Source organism: Mucilaginibacter sp. SMC90 (genome assembly GCF_022811725.1).
Classification (GTDB): Bacteria; Bacteroidota; Bacteroidia; order Sphingobacteriales; family Sphingobacteriaceae; genus Mucilaginibacter.
The window spans coordinates 7,352,618-7,367,427 of the sequence record NZ_CP094527.1; the positions used below are offsets into that span (position 1 = coordinate 7,352,618).

Annotated in this window: 21 protein-coding genes; 12 read left to right on the forward strand and 9 right to left on the reverse strand. The window is 49.3% G+C overall.

Annotation, left to right across the window (positions count from 1 at the left end):
* The first annotated feature begins 39 nt into the window (after positions 1-39).
* A complete protein-coding gene (locus tag MTO98_RS30730) occupies positions 40-1,614 on the forward strand; it encodes a PAS domain-containing protein (RefSeq protein ID WP_243483044.1) in 1,575 nt (524 codons plus the stop codon).
* Positions 1,604-1,969 (forward strand): response regulator transcription factor, encoded by a 366-nt coding sequence (locus MTO98_RS30735; protein ID WP_243483046.1) that lies wholly within the window; start codon positions 1,604-1,606, stop codon positions 1,967-1,969. Before MTO98_RS30730 ends, MTO98_RS30735 begins: the two co-directional genes overlap by 11 nt.
* 91 nt (positions 1,970-2,060) lie before the next feature.
* Here the strand turns inward: MTO98_RS30735 and MTO98_RS30740 are convergent, their stop codons facing one another.
* Complete coding sequence (locus tag MTO98_RS30740) at positions 2,061-2,246, reverse strand: hypothetical protein (RefSeq protein ID WP_243483048.1); 186 nt, start codon at positions 2,244-2,246, stop codon at positions 2,061-2,063.
* A gap of 405 nt (positions 2,247-2,651) precedes the next feature.
* On the opposite strand from MTO98_RS30740, the gene MTO98_RS30745 reads away from it, so the two are divergent.
* From MTO98_RS30745 to MTO98_RS30770, 6 genes are all read left to right on the forward strand, one after another.
* Positions 2,652-3,062: a helix-turn-helix domain-containing protein gene (locus MTO98_RS30745; RefSeq protein ID WP_371825391.1), complete on the forward strand. Its 411-nt coding sequence runs from the start codon at positions 2,652-2,654 to the stop codon at positions 3,060-3,062.
* A gap of 472 nt (positions 3,063-3,534) precedes the next feature.
* Positions 3,535-3,999: a hypothetical protein gene (locus tag MTO98_RS30750; protein WP_243483050.1), complete on the forward strand. Its 465-nt coding sequence runs from the start codon at positions 3,535-3,537 to the stop codon at positions 3,997-3,999.
* 445 nt (positions 4,000-4,444) lie between these two features.
* Positions 4,445-4,585, forward strand: a complete 141-nt coding sequence (locus tag MTO98_RS30755) for a hypothetical protein (RefSeq protein ID WP_243483052.1) — start codon at positions 4,445-4,447, stop codon at positions 4,583-4,585.
* A 68-nt stretch (positions 4,586-4,653) separates the two neighbouring features.
* On the forward strand, positions 4,654-5,094 hold the full coding sequence (locus MTO98_RS30760; protein WP_243483054.1) for an Hsp20/alpha crystallin family protein: 441 nt from the start codon (positions 4,654-4,656) through the stop codon (positions 5,092-5,094).
* Positions 5,095-5,155: 61 nt separating this feature from the next.
* Positions 5,156-5,449: a hypothetical protein gene (locus tag MTO98_RS30765; protein ID WP_243483056.1), complete on the forward strand. Its 294-nt coding sequence runs from the start codon at positions 5,156-5,158 to the stop codon at positions 5,447-5,449.
* On the forward strand, positions 5,446-5,646 hold the full coding sequence (locus MTO98_RS30770; protein WP_243483057.1) for a hypothetical protein: 201 nt from the start codon (positions 5,446-5,448) through the stop codon (positions 5,644-5,646). The genes MTO98_RS30765 and MTO98_RS30770 overlap by 4 nt, the downstream gene beginning before the upstream one ends.
* 304 nt (positions 5,647-5,950) lie before the next feature.
* Here the strand turns inward: MTO98_RS30770 and MTO98_RS30775 are convergent, their stop codons facing one another.
* Positions 5,951-6,556, reverse strand: coding sequence for an MsnO8 family LLM class oxidoreductase (locus MTO98_RS30775; protein WP_243483059.1), 606 nt, complete (start codon positions 6,554-6,556; stop codon positions 5,951-5,953).
* Between MTO98_RS30775 and MTO98_RS34520 the strand changes: the two genes are divergently transcribed.
* The gene (locus tag MTO98_RS34520) at positions 6,536-6,751 is read left to right on the forward strand and encodes a sensor histidine kinase (RefSeq protein ID WP_371825392.1); all 216 of its coding nucleotides are present in this window, start codon (positions 6,536-6,538) and stop codon (positions 6,749-6,751) included. The genes MTO98_RS30775 and MTO98_RS34520 overlap by 21 nt on opposite strands.
* Here MTO98_RS34520 and MTO98_RS30780 read toward each other — a convergent pair.
* From MTO98_RS30780 to MTO98_RS30790, 3 genes are all read right to left on the reverse strand, one after another.
* The gene (locus MTO98_RS30780; RefSeq protein ID WP_243483061.1) at positions 6,720-6,965 is read right to left on the reverse strand and encodes a hypothetical protein; all 246 of its coding nucleotides are present in this window, start codon (positions 6,963-6,965) and stop codon (positions 6,720-6,722) included. The two genes, MTO98_RS34520 and MTO98_RS30780, sit on opposite strands and share 32 nt — an antisense overlap.
* Positions 6,966-7,031: 66 nt before the next feature.
* Positions 7,032-8,183: a PAS domain-containing protein gene (locus MTO98_RS30785; RefSeq protein WP_371825393.1), complete on the reverse strand. Its 1,152-nt coding sequence runs from the start codon at positions 8,181-8,183 to the stop codon at positions 7,032-7,034.
* Positions 8,069-8,344 carry a hypothetical protein gene (locus MTO98_RS30790; protein ID WP_243483067.1) on the reverse strand — a complete coding sequence of 92 codons (276 nt, stop codon included), beginning with the start codon at positions 8,342-8,344 and terminating at the stop codon, positions 8,069-8,071. Before MTO98_RS30790 ends, MTO98_RS30785 begins: the two co-directional genes overlap by 115 nt.
* A 235-nt stretch (positions 8,345-8,579) precedes the next feature.
* On the opposite strand from MTO98_RS30790, the gene MTO98_RS30795 reads away from it, so the two are divergent.
* Entirely contained in the window at positions 8,580-8,873 is a 294-nt protein-coding gene (locus MTO98_RS30795) for a putative quinol monooxygenase (RefSeq protein ID WP_243483068.1), read from the forward strand.
* 182 nt (positions 8,874-9,055) lie between these two features.
* Complete coding sequence (locus MTO98_RS30800; protein WP_243483070.1) at positions 9,056-9,829, forward strand: DNA-formamidopyrimidine glycosylase family protein; 774 nt, start codon at positions 9,056-9,058, stop codon at positions 9,827-9,829.
* Between the two features lie 7 nt (positions 9,830-9,836).
* Here MTO98_RS30800 and uvrA read toward each other — a convergent pair whose 3' ends face one another.
* Positions 9,837-12,359 carry an excinuclease ABC subunit UvrA gene (uvrA, locus tag MTO98_RS30805; RefSeq protein ID WP_243483072.1) on the reverse strand — a complete coding sequence of 841 codons (2,523 nt, stop codon included), beginning with the start codon at positions 12,357-12,359 and terminating at the stop codon, positions 9,837-9,839.
* Positions 12,360-12,433: 74 nt separating this feature from the next.
* Between uvrA and MTO98_RS30810 the strand changes: the two genes are divergently transcribed.
* On the forward strand, positions 12,434-13,030 hold the full coding sequence (locus MTO98_RS30810; RefSeq protein WP_243483074.1) for an exodeoxyribonuclease III: 597 nt from the start codon (positions 12,434-12,436) through the stop codon (positions 13,028-13,030).
* A 71-nt stretch (positions 13,031-13,101) separates the two neighbouring features.
* Here the strand turns inward: MTO98_RS30810 and MTO98_RS30815 are convergent, their stop codons facing one another.
* From MTO98_RS30815 to MTO98_RS30825, 3 genes are read right to left on the reverse strand one after another with little or no spacing between them, the layout of a single operon-like run.
* Positions 13,102-13,602: a DUF4142 domain-containing protein gene (locus MTO98_RS30815; RefSeq protein WP_243483076.1), complete on the reverse strand. Its 501-nt coding sequence runs from the start codon at positions 13,600-13,602 to the stop codon at positions 13,102-13,104.
* Positions 13,599-14,606 carry an SDR family oxidoreductase gene (locus tag MTO98_RS30820; protein WP_243483079.1) on the reverse strand — a complete coding sequence of 336 codons (1,008 nt, stop codon included), beginning with the start codon at positions 14,604-14,606 and terminating at the stop codon, positions 13,599-13,601. Before MTO98_RS30820 ends, MTO98_RS30815 begins: the two co-directional genes overlap by 4 nt.
* Before the next feature lies 1 nt (position 14,607).
* The gene (locus tag MTO98_RS30825) at positions 14,608-14,787 is read right to left on the reverse strand and encodes a DUF6496 domain-containing protein (protein ID WP_243483081.1); all 180 of its coding nucleotides are present in this window, start codon (positions 14,785-14,787) and stop codon (positions 14,608-14,610) included.
* Between the last annotated feature and the right edge of the window lie 23 nt (positions 14,788-14,810).

Genomic DNA, 14,810 nt, shown 5'->3' on the forward strand with positions numbered 1-14,810 from the left:
ATAAGACAATAAAAGTAAAACTATATAGCTTTTTATACATTGGATAGTTTACATAATGGGGAATTTAGTTTTTCAAACAACACCTCTAAACAAGATTTTGAAATATTAACGAAGGCGCTCGATGCATCCCTGTCCGGCATTATAATCACTGATAACAGGCAACCCGACAATCCTATAATTTACTGCAATAAAGCTTTTGAAGATATCACTGGTTACCAACGTTCCGAGATCATTGGCCACAATTGCCGTTTCTTGCAAAAGGACGACCGAGATCAGACAGCACGGCATACTTTGCGTGACGCTATTGATAATGGCTCCAACCTGGTAGTAGACATTCGAAATTATAAAAAGGACGGAACGCTTTTTTGGAATGAATTATATATGTCACCGATCAAAGACGTGGACAACAAGGTAAAGTACTTCATTGGCGTTCAAAATGACGTCACACGCCGCAAAAAAGCAGAAGACGAGGTTAAGTTTAACCAGGCGAAAATGGAACAACGAATCTTGGAACGCACCAGAGACCTGCGTGAAAATGAAGAATATCTGGCCAGTATTGTGCAGACTGTTCGGGAGAGCCTGATCGTGCTTTCGCCACATCTCAAAGTTTTGAGTGTCAACGATCATTTTATCAACACATTTAAAGTCACCCGTGAGGAAACTGAAGGTAAAAATCTGTACGATCTTGGTAACGGACAATGGAATATACCAGAATTAAAAAAGTTGCTAGAACAGATCCTACCTACCAATAACCCGGTAACGGATTTTGAGGTGGCGCATGATTTTCCACATATCGGTAAAAAGCTTATGCTGCTAAATGCGCACCGGATTGAACTGGAGGGTCAATTCAAAGACCGTATCTTGATAGCCATAGAAGATATTACCGACCGGCGCGCTATCGAGCAGCGCAAAGATGATTTCCTGTCCATTGCCAGCCATGAGCTCAAAACTCCGTTGACAACCATCAAGGGCTATGTACAAATTATTAACCGCATCATCAAAAACTACGACGATGAAAGACTTCGCGACTCGGTGGGTAAAACCAGCTTGTACGTGGATCGCCTTAACAACCTGATCGGGGAACTGCTGGATGTTTCGCGCATACAGTCCGGCATGATTGAGTTGCACAAGGCGCAGTTTGACTTTGACCATATGATTCGAGAAACGGTGGAAAGTATCCAGCATGGCAGCCGGACTCATGAGATCGTTTTAACCGGTCAGACAGGAGTCCAGTTTAACGGTGATGAATCTCACATTACCCAGGTGGTGACTAATCTTTTAAGCAATGCTATCAAGTATTCGCCTGATCATAAAGAAATCGGCGTACATCTCTCCGTGCTGAGCGGCTTTATCAAAGTCGCGGTGACCGATCACGGCGTTGGCATTGCCAAGGATGAACAGGCTAAAGTATTTGACCGCTTCTATCGCGTGAGGGATGTGCAGCAAAAATTTCCCGGGATGGGTATCGGGCTTTATATCTGCGCTTCAATCGTCGCCAACCACAATGGTACGCTGTGGGTAGAAAGTGAACCCGGCAAAGGTTCGACTTTTAGCTTCACTTTACCACTGATTTCTAATGACACCAATAATAATGGAGGTAATAATGCCCGCTAAGATACTGATCTGTGATGACGATGAGGGCATACTGGACCTCGTGGAATTAGTATTAAAAGAAGAAGGATATGAAGTGATTCCTGAGATGAACAGTCTTAACGTAGCCGGCCTGGTAGGCAGCGAACACCCTGACCTGGTGGTACTCGACTTGTGGATGCCGGTTTTGTCCGGTGACCAGGTATTAAGGAATCTAAGAAACGATCCTGCTACAAAAAATCTTCCAGTTATGGTTATCTCCGCCAGCGGGGATGGAAAAACGATAGCAATGAATGCGGGTGCTAATGATTTTATACCTAAACCATTTGACCTCGATCATTTACTCGGACGTGTAAAAGCTTTACTTGAAGCAGCTTGACAATGTTTCCAGGACGTATATACCTAATGCCTAAATAACTATTAGATTGAAGTTGTTAAAGCTTACTCAACTATTAACTCATATATTATGACTATTGAAAGTGATTCACTCCAATAACGTTTTGAAGATGATCGATTACCTCATCTTTTTTCCTGCTCCGCATCCTTCCACAGGCTATCAAGCTGATCTTCATTTCAGACACTGCAAATAATCTCCCGGCGCAAACCCATCCCGTCCTGGAAACCGGGATGCTGCGGTTGCTGATCAACCTTTTCATTGGTTTGAGTTTCAGGATCGGGCTTTACAATACCGTCCCCCCCGTATTTGCGTGGATAAAGCCATCTACTCTTGTAATTTCAACTATCTCAACATATGCCTTCACCTTAATTTCTTGAATTTCCTAAAATGTTTCTATCAACTCGATTACTTTGCTGACAAGTGAGGGACCTTGCATGGTTGTGAAAGGTATGAATGTTTTGCGATGAACAAAATCTCTGGAGATAGTTTAATATACAATCAAGGCCGGTGCTGATATTTTATTTTGCTTTTCATCAGCAATCCGTGCATATTATCAGCAATCATAAATATTGTAGATATGGCGCAAAACTGTGAAGCATTTAAAAAACTGACGTAATTAAAATAATTTGAATTAGATTAGTGTCCGCTAATTTTAAAATCATACTTGAGAACACTCGGAGAAAATATTCGTAAACTGCGACGACAACGGAACTGGAGTCAGGAAGATGTGGCGAGACGTCTGAACATCTCAATTCCTGCATTTTCAAAAATTGAAACGGGCGTTACAGACATCAATTTGTCCAGGCTGAAGGCAATCGCGAAAATCTTCGATCTTTCAGTCATTGAATTGCTGAGCTATCATGATCCTGCTTACGGATTCCATAGTACCAGGCTGGACGTGCTCAATAAAAAGTTAAGATCGAGGGAAATCGAGGTCGTTGATCTCCAGAAAAAGGTTATTAGCCTTTTTGAAGAGGTGCGAATTCGAAAAATGGAAGAGTCTCCTAAAAGCCTGGATTCGCAAAAATCTACTGCAAATTATACGGAAGGCAAATTTAACCAGGACATCAAATAGATCAGTTCGATTTTTTACGGTTCAAATCTTATGTTTAAATTAATTTAACCCTGAAGGCTCATATAGAACTGGCTGTATACAAAAATTAATAAAGAGAATTTTTGATTTAGAAAAGTACCTGTCACCGCAGCGCGGACGGCCAAAGCTTATTTTTGTTACAACAAAACATAATGATCAACAAAAGTAAGCAGGTAGTTTTTTTTATGAAAAATGAATTGATCAATATTTTGCGCTTTTCTGTTCCAACCTGCCAATGAAAAGAGATTAGGGTGAAAATCATGGAATGAGCGCTTTGAAGATAAATGTTTTTGTGTTTGAATCTCTAACGATTAGCCCCGCAAATCATCCATCCTTGTAGCCATTAGCACACAGCTGACCTTTTTTTTTGTTCGGATTCGATCGCACTGAACAGGCTGTCAAAGCCGGATGTTGATCCGGCCGCACACGGCACGGATATTGACTGCTTCGGATTATGGATCAATTTTCAAAAACGGCGATAACCGGTATCGCGGGAACTACGGTCATGACAGCCGGCAGCCAGCTCATGTCCGTTTTATTTCAGGAGAACTTCAGAGAACCTGATCACCTGGAAACTTTGATCAGCCGACTGGTACCTCAGTTATCGCATAAAGCGAAAACAATTGCCGGCTGGGGCGCGCATTATGCCATGGGGCTGGTTTTTGCCGCTATCTATGTGGAGTTATGGGAACACCGTAAGATCAAACACACCTTAAGAAACGGGTTGATCCTCGGTACGCTCAGCGGAATACTGGGTTACCTGATCTGGAAAGCAACTTTCAAAGCGCATCCATTGGCGCCCTGGATAAACTATAGCCACTATTACCTGCAAAGGATTCCGGCCCACATCGTTTTTGCTGTGGCTGCCACCATAGCTTATCAAATGACACTGGCTTCTGAAGAAACCAAAACTGCATAAAATTGTCAAAATTTCATTATCTGCACCGGGTGTGCAACCTGAACAATCTATAAGAACGGCTGCAGCAGCATACTGTCCCATGCGGTCCTGCCGGCGGTGGAAAGACACTTATTTTTTGAGAGATCGCGCGCCATTTTATTATCTAATATTCAAAGAAGATTATCTTACTCACCTACCGCGTGATTTGTGCACGCAGACTTCTGGCGCATTAAAAGGCCTTGCATACGTATTAAGGCGACCGGCAAAGTTGTTAAAACTCTCCGCGCGAAAATTATACCTGCCATGTGGCCATGATAGAATCTTTCAATAACCGGATCGACAGCGGTTTCGTTGGTCCCGCCGACATCGGCCTGTTCATTATCGATTAATTACATCATTACTCCTTTCATGAACTATTGAGCAAGTCCAAGCAGATAATGGCGGTAAAAACCCTATTTAAAAAGCTGTGATGAAGATCGTCAACCGCCTCGCCCTGCACCGAATAGCAGGGTCGCCTGTTGATCCTGAAATTTTGACTTTGCTGCTGAAAAAATTGCAGGCGGAAACTGAAAAATTTTCAGTGCCGGGCGGTTGGCACGCTGCTTGATCTCAATACATAGTTTAATTAACAATTGACATTAATTTTTTAGAGTAAAATTTAAAGGAGAAAAGGCCATGACCTTAGTTAAATTCAACAACAACAACCGTAACAACACATTATTGCCAGGCTTTAATGATGTTTTCGAATCGATCTTCAACGACACCTTTTTCAACGACCGCATGATCACCCGCGTACCGGCGGTTAACATCAGCGAGAGCGAGAACAGCTACCATGTTGAACTGGCTGCACCGGGATTGAAAAAAGAAGATTTTAAACTGAACTTGGAACGCAACCAGCTCACCATTTCGGTAGAGCAGCAGTCGGAGCAAAATGACAGCCAAAAGAGCTATAACAAGCGCGAATACAGTTACAGTTCATTCGTGCGTTCCTTCACGCTGCCGGACAGCGCTGATCACAGCCAGATCGACGCATCGTATACCGACGGTATCCTGCACATCGATATTGCCAAACGCGAAGAAGCTAAAGCGGTGCGCCGCCAGATCGAGATCAAATAAGTGTAATAGTTTTTTAATGCAAGAGCTCCTGCGACAGGGGCTCTTGGTGTTTAACACGACTATGAAAACACAATTTTATATCCTGCTGAGCCTGAAAACGCCGCAGGGATTTACAGATTACGGGCAGTACTTTTTCGGCAATGACCGGTCGGCGGCCTACGGCTTGTTCCGGCAGCTGAAAGGGGCTGAGCAGCTCAGGGACGTCTGCCTGCTGCATATTGACCTCATGGAAACGGTAAATGACTTACCGGTAAAGATCAAGACGATCTGCTGCACGCTGGACGAGCTTGGCCACAATTGCAAGCTGATCGCCAGGGAGATCTTCCGGTTAAAAAACCTGGAGGAAATGGCATGAAGAACAAAAATATCCCGGGGGCGCTGGCTGTAGCGCTTGCCTTACTGGCACTGCTGCTGTGGGCCGGAATGCAATGGCTATCTCACCGGCAACTGCCCGCCGGGCTGAAAGACCTGCCGGGTATCAGCTTCATCATTTGGTTCGCTATGATCCTGCTTCGTGGCGGCAGTGACGATGATTGGGCGGGACAAATGTAAGGTAGCAAGATCCAAGAAGCAGAGCATCGGTTTGAGCATTTTGTTTCAAACAATTCCGTAACATACCACCAGCGCTCCGGCGAGATCTTGGGATGTTAACCCAGGTCCAGCACCGGCCATTCGACCGTGGCGGTTTGGCCGATAGAAATCGTGGGCATACCATGCCGGTTGGGTTTACCCGAGCCTTTCGGCAGGTCATCCGCCATCGAGGGCGTAGCCTGCATTTACTGCTCGAAGCGCGCTTTGAGTTTCATCCGCGCTTCAACGATGCGTTCCAATTTTTCAGGATCTTCCATACGCTAATTTAAGCATTTAATGCATCTGCCAGCAAGCGGTAGGATTTAAGCCGTGCCTGCTGGTCGTAAATATGCGATGTAGCCATCAGTTCATTGATGCCGGTGCGGCTGATAAAGTCATTTAATTGTGTTTGCACCGTGGCCTTGCTGCCGAAAAAGGAATAGGCCAGCATCTGCATAGCGGCTTCGCGTTCGGCCGCGCTCCAGATACCGTCCATACTGTCCACCGGTGCCGGTAAAGGCTGCCTTCTGCCGGTAATGATGCCTTTGAACAATTGTTGCAAAGAGGTGGCTAAGTATTGCGCTTCAGCATCGGTATCGGCCGCGACCACATTAACGCAGGCCATCACGTAAGGTTCGGCTAAATGCCGGGAGGGTTTGAAGGTATTTCGGTAAAGCTCGATGGCCTGTAAAAAATAGGCTGGTGCGAAGTGGCTGGCAAAAGCGTAAGGCAGGCCTTTAGCGGCCGCCAGTTTGGCGCTATCCAGGCTGGAACCGAGTATCCAGATCGGGATATCCAGGCCTTCACCCGGAACGGCAGTTTGAGCCAGGACGAAAGGATCAGATGCAGAGTCAGTGATGAAGGGATCGGTGTGCCGGCGGCGCGCCAGCAACTGATCTTTGAAAAGTTTTCACGGGGGCATGACGCCTCGCAAAAATATGCCGGACTGGGCCTCGGCCTTTTTATTTCCCGGCAGATCGTCCGGCGGCACGACGGTGAGATCGGTCTGACCAGTTCCCCCGGCCAGGGTACCACAGCCTGGTTCGAACTGCCGCTTATTCACTTTCGTCAGGCGCCGGGTATTTAGCGATGATCGCCGCGGACTTTTCCGTGATCTGATGGATGACCGCGTCGAGTTCGCCTGCGGAGACCTTAAGATAATCAATGATCTCCGCTTTTTCCTTTTCCTGTGCAGCTTCCGAAAGCATTGGCAGCAGTCCCATGATCCTTGCCAGGGGGGCACGGACCAGGTGCGACTGCATCCAGGAGATCTCTCTGAACGTTTTATTTTGTTCCTCCACCGTCTGCAGGTACAATTTCCGCGCCGTTACATCCCGGCCCGTAATACAGGCACCGGAAACCCGCTGTTAGTCCAGAACCGGTGTGACCGTGTAGCGTATCCAGCTGACGATGCCCCGTGTCCGGAACATGCGGTCGTAGTCGATCGTCTCCCCCTGATAAACCCTGGCCATAATCTCCCTGAAATAGGCGATCCGTGAAGTCTCCACATAGTCAAAAATACTACAGCCAATCTCAAAAGGGCGCTGCCCCTTATTGAAGCGCATGGCATCCAGTGCTTTAGGGTTGAACAATTTGATCACCGCTTTTTCATCCAGCAATACAAAGCCGTCGATCGCACTGTCAAATAAAGCCCGTAATTTAGACTCGGATTCCCTTACCTTCCGGTTAGCCTCGAACACTTCCAGTTGATGTTCCAGTTGGGTGGTAATATCGGCCGCCTGCACCAGCCGCACCTGACGGCCATCGATACTGAGCAGGTTGCTTTCAATATTCACATAGATCATTTCACCGGTCTTTTTTAAATGCTGTGAGACGCCGCCATAGTATTGCCCCGACAGTTTATTGGCGCGCACCAGCTCCGCTGTTTGCCGGACGCTTTCGGCCGGCCGGATATCCATAATGGTCATGGCCAGGAATTCCGGTTTGGAGTAGCCATAATGTTTAAGGGCCGCTTCGTTGACGTCCAGGAACTGAAAGGTATCCGTGTCGAACAACCACATCGGCAGCGGGCTTTTGTAAAAGATCTGCTGGTAACGTTCCTGCAATTGGGTCTTATTGGTGATGGTGAGCTGAAGACCTTTAAAGATACGGTCGATCAGCAAAACGGTTACTGCGCTGGCGAACACGAGATTGGCGCTAAAAGCGACCCACTTGCCGGTGGTATATTCCAGTATCAGCGCAGAATCGAAGAGTTTGAATGCGATCACCGTGCTGAATAAGGCCAGTAAGACCGCGCTGCTGAGCACAGAAAATACCGCGTAGCGTACCGGAAGTAACAGGGCCGCCAGCACCGTAATGAAAAACAGGTAGAACACGCCCGGGCCGAGATAGCCCAGCGTGTTGATCAGAAATACAGCAAGCGTATAAAAGACCGTAATGACCGTTATTTGCGCATACGCAGGGTCAGGCCGGGAACGAACGTGACGAAAAAAACAAGGCTGAAACTGGCCAGGTCGACCGCGGCGATAGCGGGCAGTCCGTCCCGCAGGGCCATACATACACCGGGTACCAGCGCGATCAGACTGATCGGCCAGCAATAGGCCAGGAAATGACAAAATAATTGATCCTGCCAGTAACCAAGCTCCCGGTCATCTGCTTTAGCTGAGCCCAAGATATTGGCGCAGACCCTGCCTTCGTACTTTTTTAAAAGTCTGTTCATATAAAGTATTTAAAGGATTGGCCGCGTTGCTGCGAGGTGTGGCTAACTTAATCAAAATAGCCGGTATACGTTGCTTTATTCGTTAAAGTTTTAAAAGCCTGTCAAAGGCCGGGAACAACAAAATGGCGCGCGCTTAGCGGGCGATAAAGTCAATGGATAGATCGTGGCACTATTAGTGTGGCATCAATAGCGGCGGTAGATTGCCGCCGATAACCTACTACTTAAAAATAATCAAATGGAAAAATTAGCATTACTGGCCCGCCTGGAGGCCAAACCCGGTAAAGAGCAGCAAGTTGCTGACTTGCTTAAAAGCGCTTTGCCCCTGGCCGAAGCCGAACCAGGCACGATCCGCTGGTATGCGCTGCAACTCGGTCCGTCCACTTTTGGCATATTTGATACCTTTGCTGATGAAGCCGGCCGCGAGGCACACTTGGGCGGCGAGATCCCCAAAGCCCTGGCAGCCCGGGCGGATGAATTACTGGCCGCGCCACCGGTGATCGAAAAAGTGGATCTGTTGGCCATTAAATAAGTCTATCAATAAAAGGTCCCCGGCGGTAATCCGGCGGGAACCTTTTGATGCAAACTTTTGTTTTGTGCTTTTAGTAAGACAAATCACTATTGGCTTGCGTTCGCGGATCTTAATTATTGCTTTAAATTCCTTAAACAAGGGTGGATCCCCATGCGCAACCAACTACCAATAATAAAACAGTTATGCCGGAGATACCTGATTTGAATATATTTTGCACGAACCTCGCTGAGCGGCTGGTCGGTAAAAAGCTGAAAGCTATCCGTATCCTCATTGACCGGAGGCTGAAACAACCAGAAGCGGATTTCAAAGCAGCACTCGAAGGCCAGAAGCTGGTAGCGATCAACCGGGTCGGCAAGCAATTATATTTTGGGTTCGCCAATGATCATTTATTAGGCCTTCAGTTAATGCTCTATGGGTCGATGCATTGGTACGAGGAGAAGAACGATAACAAGTTTACGATCGCTGAACTATTGTTTTCGGACGGTCCCGGCCTGGCGATCACCGACTGGCAAAAGGCGGTGATTTTATCCCTTGATCCGGAAGTTTCCAAGGTACCTGATGCACTGCATTTGCCGGCCGGCTACCTGGTGCAGGCGTTAAAAGGTAAAAACAAAGCCATTAAAACGTTACTACAGGCGGGCAAGGTGGTGCAGGGGATCGGAAATGCTTATGTGGACGAGATCCTCTACGCGGCAAACTTATCTCCATTCTCCATAGCTGCCAAAATACCGGAAAAGAAGATCGGCGTCCTGACCAAGGTCATCGAAGAAGTGCTGGTGGAAGCAGAAGCCCATATCCGCAAGAACTTTCCGGATACGATCACCGAAAAGGAACGGGATTTTCTGAAGGTGCACCTGCCCAAACATAAGCTCACACCAAAAGGCGAGCCTATCCTCGTCGCCGAGATCGCCAAACGAAGGACTTATTACACGGCTGGCCAGGACTTATACGATTGAGCAGGCATTACTGCAGAAAAGGTGCTAAATAGGGAGCAGTCCGGCTGTTCCTGACTTTTAAGAGGCCTCGCGGCGTACCAGCGCCAACGATCTTTCCACCATCTTCACCGGCGCCCGGTCCGATATCGACTACCCAGTCGCTGGCCGCGATTACCTGCATATCATGCTCCACCAGGATCACGGTATTCCCCGCGTCAACCAAACGGTTCAATTGCAGCATCAGCCGCTCGACATCCGAAGGATGCAGGCCGGTAGTGGGTTCGTCTAAAATGTAAAGCGTTTGCCCGTGCTGCACGCGCTGCAGTTCGGTCGCCAGTTTGATGCGCTGCGCCTCGCCGCCGGACAGTTCGGTGGCCGGCTGACCTAAGCGCAGGTAGCCGAGTCCTACTTCGTGCACGACTTCCAGCGCCCGGCTAATGGCGGGTTCTTCATCAAAGAAATTGGCTGCTTCGTCTACGGTCAGGGCCAGCACTTCGGCGATGTGTTTGTCCTTATATTTAACTTCCAATGTTTTGGGATTGTAGCGCGTACCGCCACAGGTCGGGCAGGGCGTGTAAACGCTGGGCAGGAACAGCAGTTCTACCATGACAAAACCTTCACCTTCGCAGTGCGGACAGCGGCCCTTGGCCACATTAAAGGAAAAACGGCCGGCGTCATATTTTTTTGCTTTCGCCATTGGCGTAGCAGCGAACAATTTGCGCACATGGTCGAACAGGCCGGTATAGGTGGCCAGGTTGGATCGCGGGGTGCGGCCGATGGGTTTCTGGTCGACCACGACCAGGCGTTTGAGTTGATCCATGCCAGCCGTGATGCGTCCCCCAAGGGTTTGTACGTCCGTTTGTTCGAGCGGGTCCGCGTCGGTTTCACCGTTGATATCCACCTGCACGCCTAAATGTTCGGCGACGAGTTCAACCAGTACCTGGCTGACCAGGCTGCTTTTACCGGAACCGGATACACCGGTCACACTGGTCAGTACACCCAGCGGAAATTCCGCATTTAATTGCTTCAGGTTATTCCGGGTGACGCCTTCCAGTTCTAACCAGCCCTGGGGTGTTCTTTGATCATTTCGGATCTTGGTCCTTGTGTCGTAAATATAGTGGCGTGTCAGTGAAGCTTCGATGTCCTTGAGGCCTTCCGGCAGACCGCTGTAAAGAATGTGGCCGCCTTTTTCGCCGGCTGCGGGGCCGACATCGACGATCCAGTCCGCATGGCGGATGACATCGATCTCGTGTTCCACCACAAAGAGGGAATTACCCGAGGCTTTGAGTTTATCCAGCGCCCGGAGCAAAGCTTCGGTATCGGCTGGGTGCAAACCGGCTGAAGGCTCATCTAAAACATACACCACACCGAACAGATTGGAGCGCACCTGCGTGGCCAGTCTCAACCGCTGCAGCTCACCTGGTGACAAGGTCGGCGTGCTGCGCTCGATGGTGAGATAACCGAGACCAAGGTCAAGCATCACTTGGAGGCGGTCCAGGAAATCTTCCGCGATCCGTTTAGCAACGATCACTTTTTCCGGGTTTTTCGCCTCAAGTTTTATCAAAGCCGGTGCCTCTCCCTTGGCATAAGGCTGGAAGATCGTGGCCAGCTTGTTCAGCGCGAGACCAGACAGTTCGGCAATATCGTAACCGGCAAATTTGACACTGAGTGATTCCTGTTTCAGTCTCTTGCCCTGGCACAGCGGGCATTCACTACTCAGCATATATTGACTGACGCGCTTTTTCATCTGTGCGCTTTGCGAATTGGCAAAAGTGTGGCGAACATAGCGCCGGGCTCCCGTAAAGGTGCCCATGTAATCGGGTTGCCTTTTGTTTTTGATAAATCGCTGGATCTCTGCATGACTGTAACCGGAATAGACCGGCACGACCGGCTGCTCCTCGGTGAACAGTATCCAGTGCCGGTCTTTTTGAGGAATGTCCTTCCATGGAATATCGATATCGTAGCCCAGCGTCGTTAAGATGTCGCGCTGGTTCTGCCCCTGCCAGGCCGAGGGCCAGGCGGCGATCGCCTTTTCTCGGATGGTTAAGGTGTCATCCGGCACCATGGTCTGTTCGGTGATCTCGTAAACCCTGCCCAGCCCGTGGCATTCCGGGCAGGCGCCTTCAGGGGTGTTGGGAGAAAAGGATTCGGCGTAAATAATACCCTGTCCCTCGGGATAATCGCCGGCGCGGGAATAGAGCATGCGCAGCAGGTTGGATAAGGTGGTGACGCTGCCGACCGAAGAACGTGTGCTGGCCGAGCCGCGCTGCTGCTGTAAGGCCACCGCCGGTGGCAACCCATCGATCTCGTCCACTTCGGGTATCGCCATTTGGTTGAACAGGCGACGCGCGTAGGGAGATACCGATTCGAGGTAACGGCGCTGCGCCTCGGCATATAAGGTGCCGAAGGCCAGTGATGATTTACCCGAACCGGAGATACCCGTAAACACGACGAGCGCGTCCCGCGGAATTTCCAGGCTGACATTTTTTAAATTGTGCTCCCTGGCACCTTTCACTCTGACAAATCCTGAAAACTGATCTCTTTCACTCATGTACGAGGAACAGGCTGTTAGGGCCATTGTTTCAGTTGAGTGAAACTAACTTTGCGCAGGCTTGTTCAATTCCCATGAAGATCGCTACTTATAATATCAACGGCATTAACGGGCGGCTGGTCAATTTGCTGCGCTGGCTGGCGGAAGCTAAACCAGATGTGGTATGTTTACAAGAACTCAAGTCAACTAATGAAAAGTTTCCGGAAAAAGCGCTGTTAGGTTTGGGCTATCATGCCATCTGGCAGGGGCAGCAAAGCTGGAACGGAGTAGCTATCCTATCCCGGTACGGCGAAATACAGGAAACACAGCGAGGTCTTGAAGGTGACCCACACGATACGCATAGCCGCTATATCGAAGCATTTATCAATGGAATTGTTATCGGCTGTTTATACCTGCCGAATGGCAATCCATTTCCCGGTCCCAAATTCGATTACAAGCTCAGGTGGATCAGGCGGCTCACCGCTCACGCCAAAAAACTGCAGGGATTTGGTTTGCCGGTGGCCCTTGTTGGTGATTTCAATATTATGCCAACAGACCTCGATACCTACAAACCCGAAAAGTATAAAGACAATGCTTTATTTATCTCACCGGCAACTGCCCGCCGGGCTGAAAGACCTGCTGGATATCAGTTTCATCATTTGGTTCGCTATGATCCTGCTCCGCGGGGATAGTGACGATGATTGGGCGGGACAAATGTAAGGTAGATATATCAGGAGGCGGAGCATCACCCCGCCTCTTTTTATTATTTCAGCTTTTGATCGATAGCCTGGATCTCCATGAGATGATGTTTCAGCACCGGCAGCATTTGCTGGGCAAACGCTTTAACGGCCGGATCCTTGCCCGTAGTCGCATAATTCTCAAATACCTCAACCGTATTCCGATGCCCGCTGACCATACCGTGCACATACAGCTGATCAAATTTTGCGCCGGCATGTGCCAGCATCAGGTCGGGCTTGATGCCCCCGGTCGCTGCTGCCGGCAAAGCAATGCCGCGGCTTTTGGCTAAAGCCAATAATTTTTGCTCCGCATCCCCGTGATCTTTGACCATCATTTGGCCGAACATTTTGACCTCAGGATTCATCCCTTTCTGCACAGCCAACTGACCTGAACTGATTTCCTGCAAATTCTTGATACTGGCCACGATCAGGAAATGTTTGGCCGAAGTATCCGGGTCCGGCTGCGGGATCTGCGCCTTGGCCACTGTGCCAAGGCCCAGCAGAGCGAATAACCATAACTTTCTCATGGCTGCCCCACACCTCCCGATGAACCATAAACCTGGCCGCTGGCAAAACTGGCGTCAGCTGCTGCTAACTGTACATAGATCGACGCCAGCTCCGCCGGCTGTCCCGGCCTGCCCAGCATCGTCCAGCTGCCGAACATCTGCTGTTTTTCCGGCTGCGCGCCGCCGCTGATCTGCAAAGCCGTCCAAACCGGGCCTGGCGCAACACCATTCACCCGGATGCCTTTAGGTCCCAATTGTTTGGCCAGCGACTTCACATAGTTCATCGTTGCAGCTTTGGTTTGCGCGTAAGCATACAGATCCGGTGAGGGATCATAAGCCTGCTCCGAGGTCGTACCAATGATCGCCGAACCTGGCGGCAAATGCGGCAGCGCTTCGCGAATGATCCAGAAGGGCGCATAGATATTGGTCTTCATCGTCGAATCAAATTCCTCTGTTGTTACATCCACAATGGAATTGATCGACTGTTGCCTTCCGGCATTATTGACAATAATGTCCAAACCGCCCAAACCTGCAATCGCTTTTTGCACCAAAGACTTACAAAATTCCTCGCTGCGCAGATCACCGGGAATGGCGATCGCTTTGCGTCCTTCTTTTTTGATCAGGGCGATGACTTCCTGCGCATCCTGTTCCTCAGTCGGGTAATAGTTGATCGCCACGTCTGCGCCCTCGCGTGCATAGGCAATGGCCGCCGCACGCCCCATACCCGAATCACCACCGGTGATCAAAGCCTTGCGTCCCATTAAACGGCCCGAGCCTTTGTAGCTGGTCTCGCCGCAATCCGGTACCGGTTCCATTTTGCTTTGCAGGCCCGGCCAGGGCTGCGGCTGACTTTTAAATGGAGGTTTGGGATGGATCTTGGTGGGATCACTGATCTTGACCGGTCCATCCGCCATTTTCCTATTCAAACCATTAGCGGCAAAGGCCGGCGCTACTGCTGCTGCGGCAAGCGTCGTACCTAACCCGGCCACCACCTGGCGGCGGGTCATTTTATTTTCTTCGTTCATATCAATCTTTCTTTTTAGGGACTTTGGCGCCTTCCTTCCGGGCTTCGGATAACCCGATGGCGATCGCCTGTTTTTTACTGGTTACTTTTTTACCGCTGCGACCGCTTTTAAGCGTGCCTTCTTTTTCTTCGTGTAAAGCCTTGTGGACCTTGTCCTGTGCTTTTTCTGAGTACTTAGCCATAATGATTGCTATTAGTTGTTGTT

Bases quoted from the DNA above. Each gene is read 5' to 3' on its own strand.
- MTO98_RS30735 (WP_243483046.1), top strand. From the start codon at position 1,604: ATGCCCGCTAAGATACTGATCTGTGATGACGATGAGGGCATACTGGAC.
- MTO98_RS30740 (WP_243483048.1), bottom strand. From the start codon at position 2,246: ATGAAAAGGTTGATCAGCAACCGCAGCATCCCGGTTTCCAGGACGGGA.
- MTO98_RS30750 (WP_243483050.1), top strand. From the start codon at position 3,535: ATGGATCAATTTTCAAAAACGGCGATAACCGGTATCGCGGGAACTACG.
- MTO98_RS30760 (WP_243483054.1), top strand. From the start codon at position 4,654: ATGACCTTAGTTAAATTCAACAACAACAACCGTAACAACACATTATTG.
- MTO98_RS30765 (WP_243483056.1), top strand. From the start codon at position 5,156: ATGAAAACACAATTTTATATCCTGCTGAGCCTGAAAACGCCGCAGGGA.
- MTO98_RS30770 (WP_243483057.1), top strand. From the start codon at position 5,446: ATGAAGAACAAAAATATCCCGGGGGCGCTGGCTGTAGCGCTTGCCTTA.
- MTO98_RS30785 (WP_371825393.1), bottom strand. From the start codon at position 8,183: ATGTATGGCCCTGCGGGACGGACTGCCCGCTATCGCCGCGGTCGACCT.
- MTO98_RS30790 (WP_243483067.1), bottom strand. From the start codon at position 8,344: ATGAACAGACTTTTAAAAAAGTACGAAGGCAGGGTCTGCGCCAATATC.
- MTO98_RS30795 (WP_243483068.1), top strand. From the start codon at position 8,580: ATGGAAAAATTAGCATTACTGGCCCGCCTGGAGGCCAAACCCGGTAAA.
- MTO98_RS30800 (WP_243483070.1), top strand. From the start codon at position 9,056: ATGCCGGAGATACCTGATTTGAATATATTTTGCACGAACCTCGCTGAG.
- uvrA (WP_243483072.1), bottom strand. From the start codon at position 12,359: ATGAGTGAAAGAGATCAGTTTTCAGGATTTGTCAGAGTGAAAGGTGCC.
- MTO98_RS30810 (WP_243483074.1), top strand. From the start codon at position 12,434: ATGAAGATCGCTACTTATAATATCAACGGCATTAACGGGCGGCTGGTC.
- MTO98_RS30815 (WP_243483076.1), bottom strand. From the start codon at position 13,602: ATGAGAAAGTTATGGTTATTCGCTCTGCTGGGCCTTGGCACAGTGGCC.
- MTO98_RS30820 (WP_243483079.1), bottom strand. From the start codon at position 14,606: ATGAACGAAGAAAATAAAATGACCCGCCGCCAGGTGGTGGCCGGGTTA.
- MTO98_RS30825 (WP_243483081.1), bottom strand. From the start codon at position 14,787: ATGGCTAAGTACTCAGAAAAAGCACAGGACAAGGTCCACAAGGCTTTA.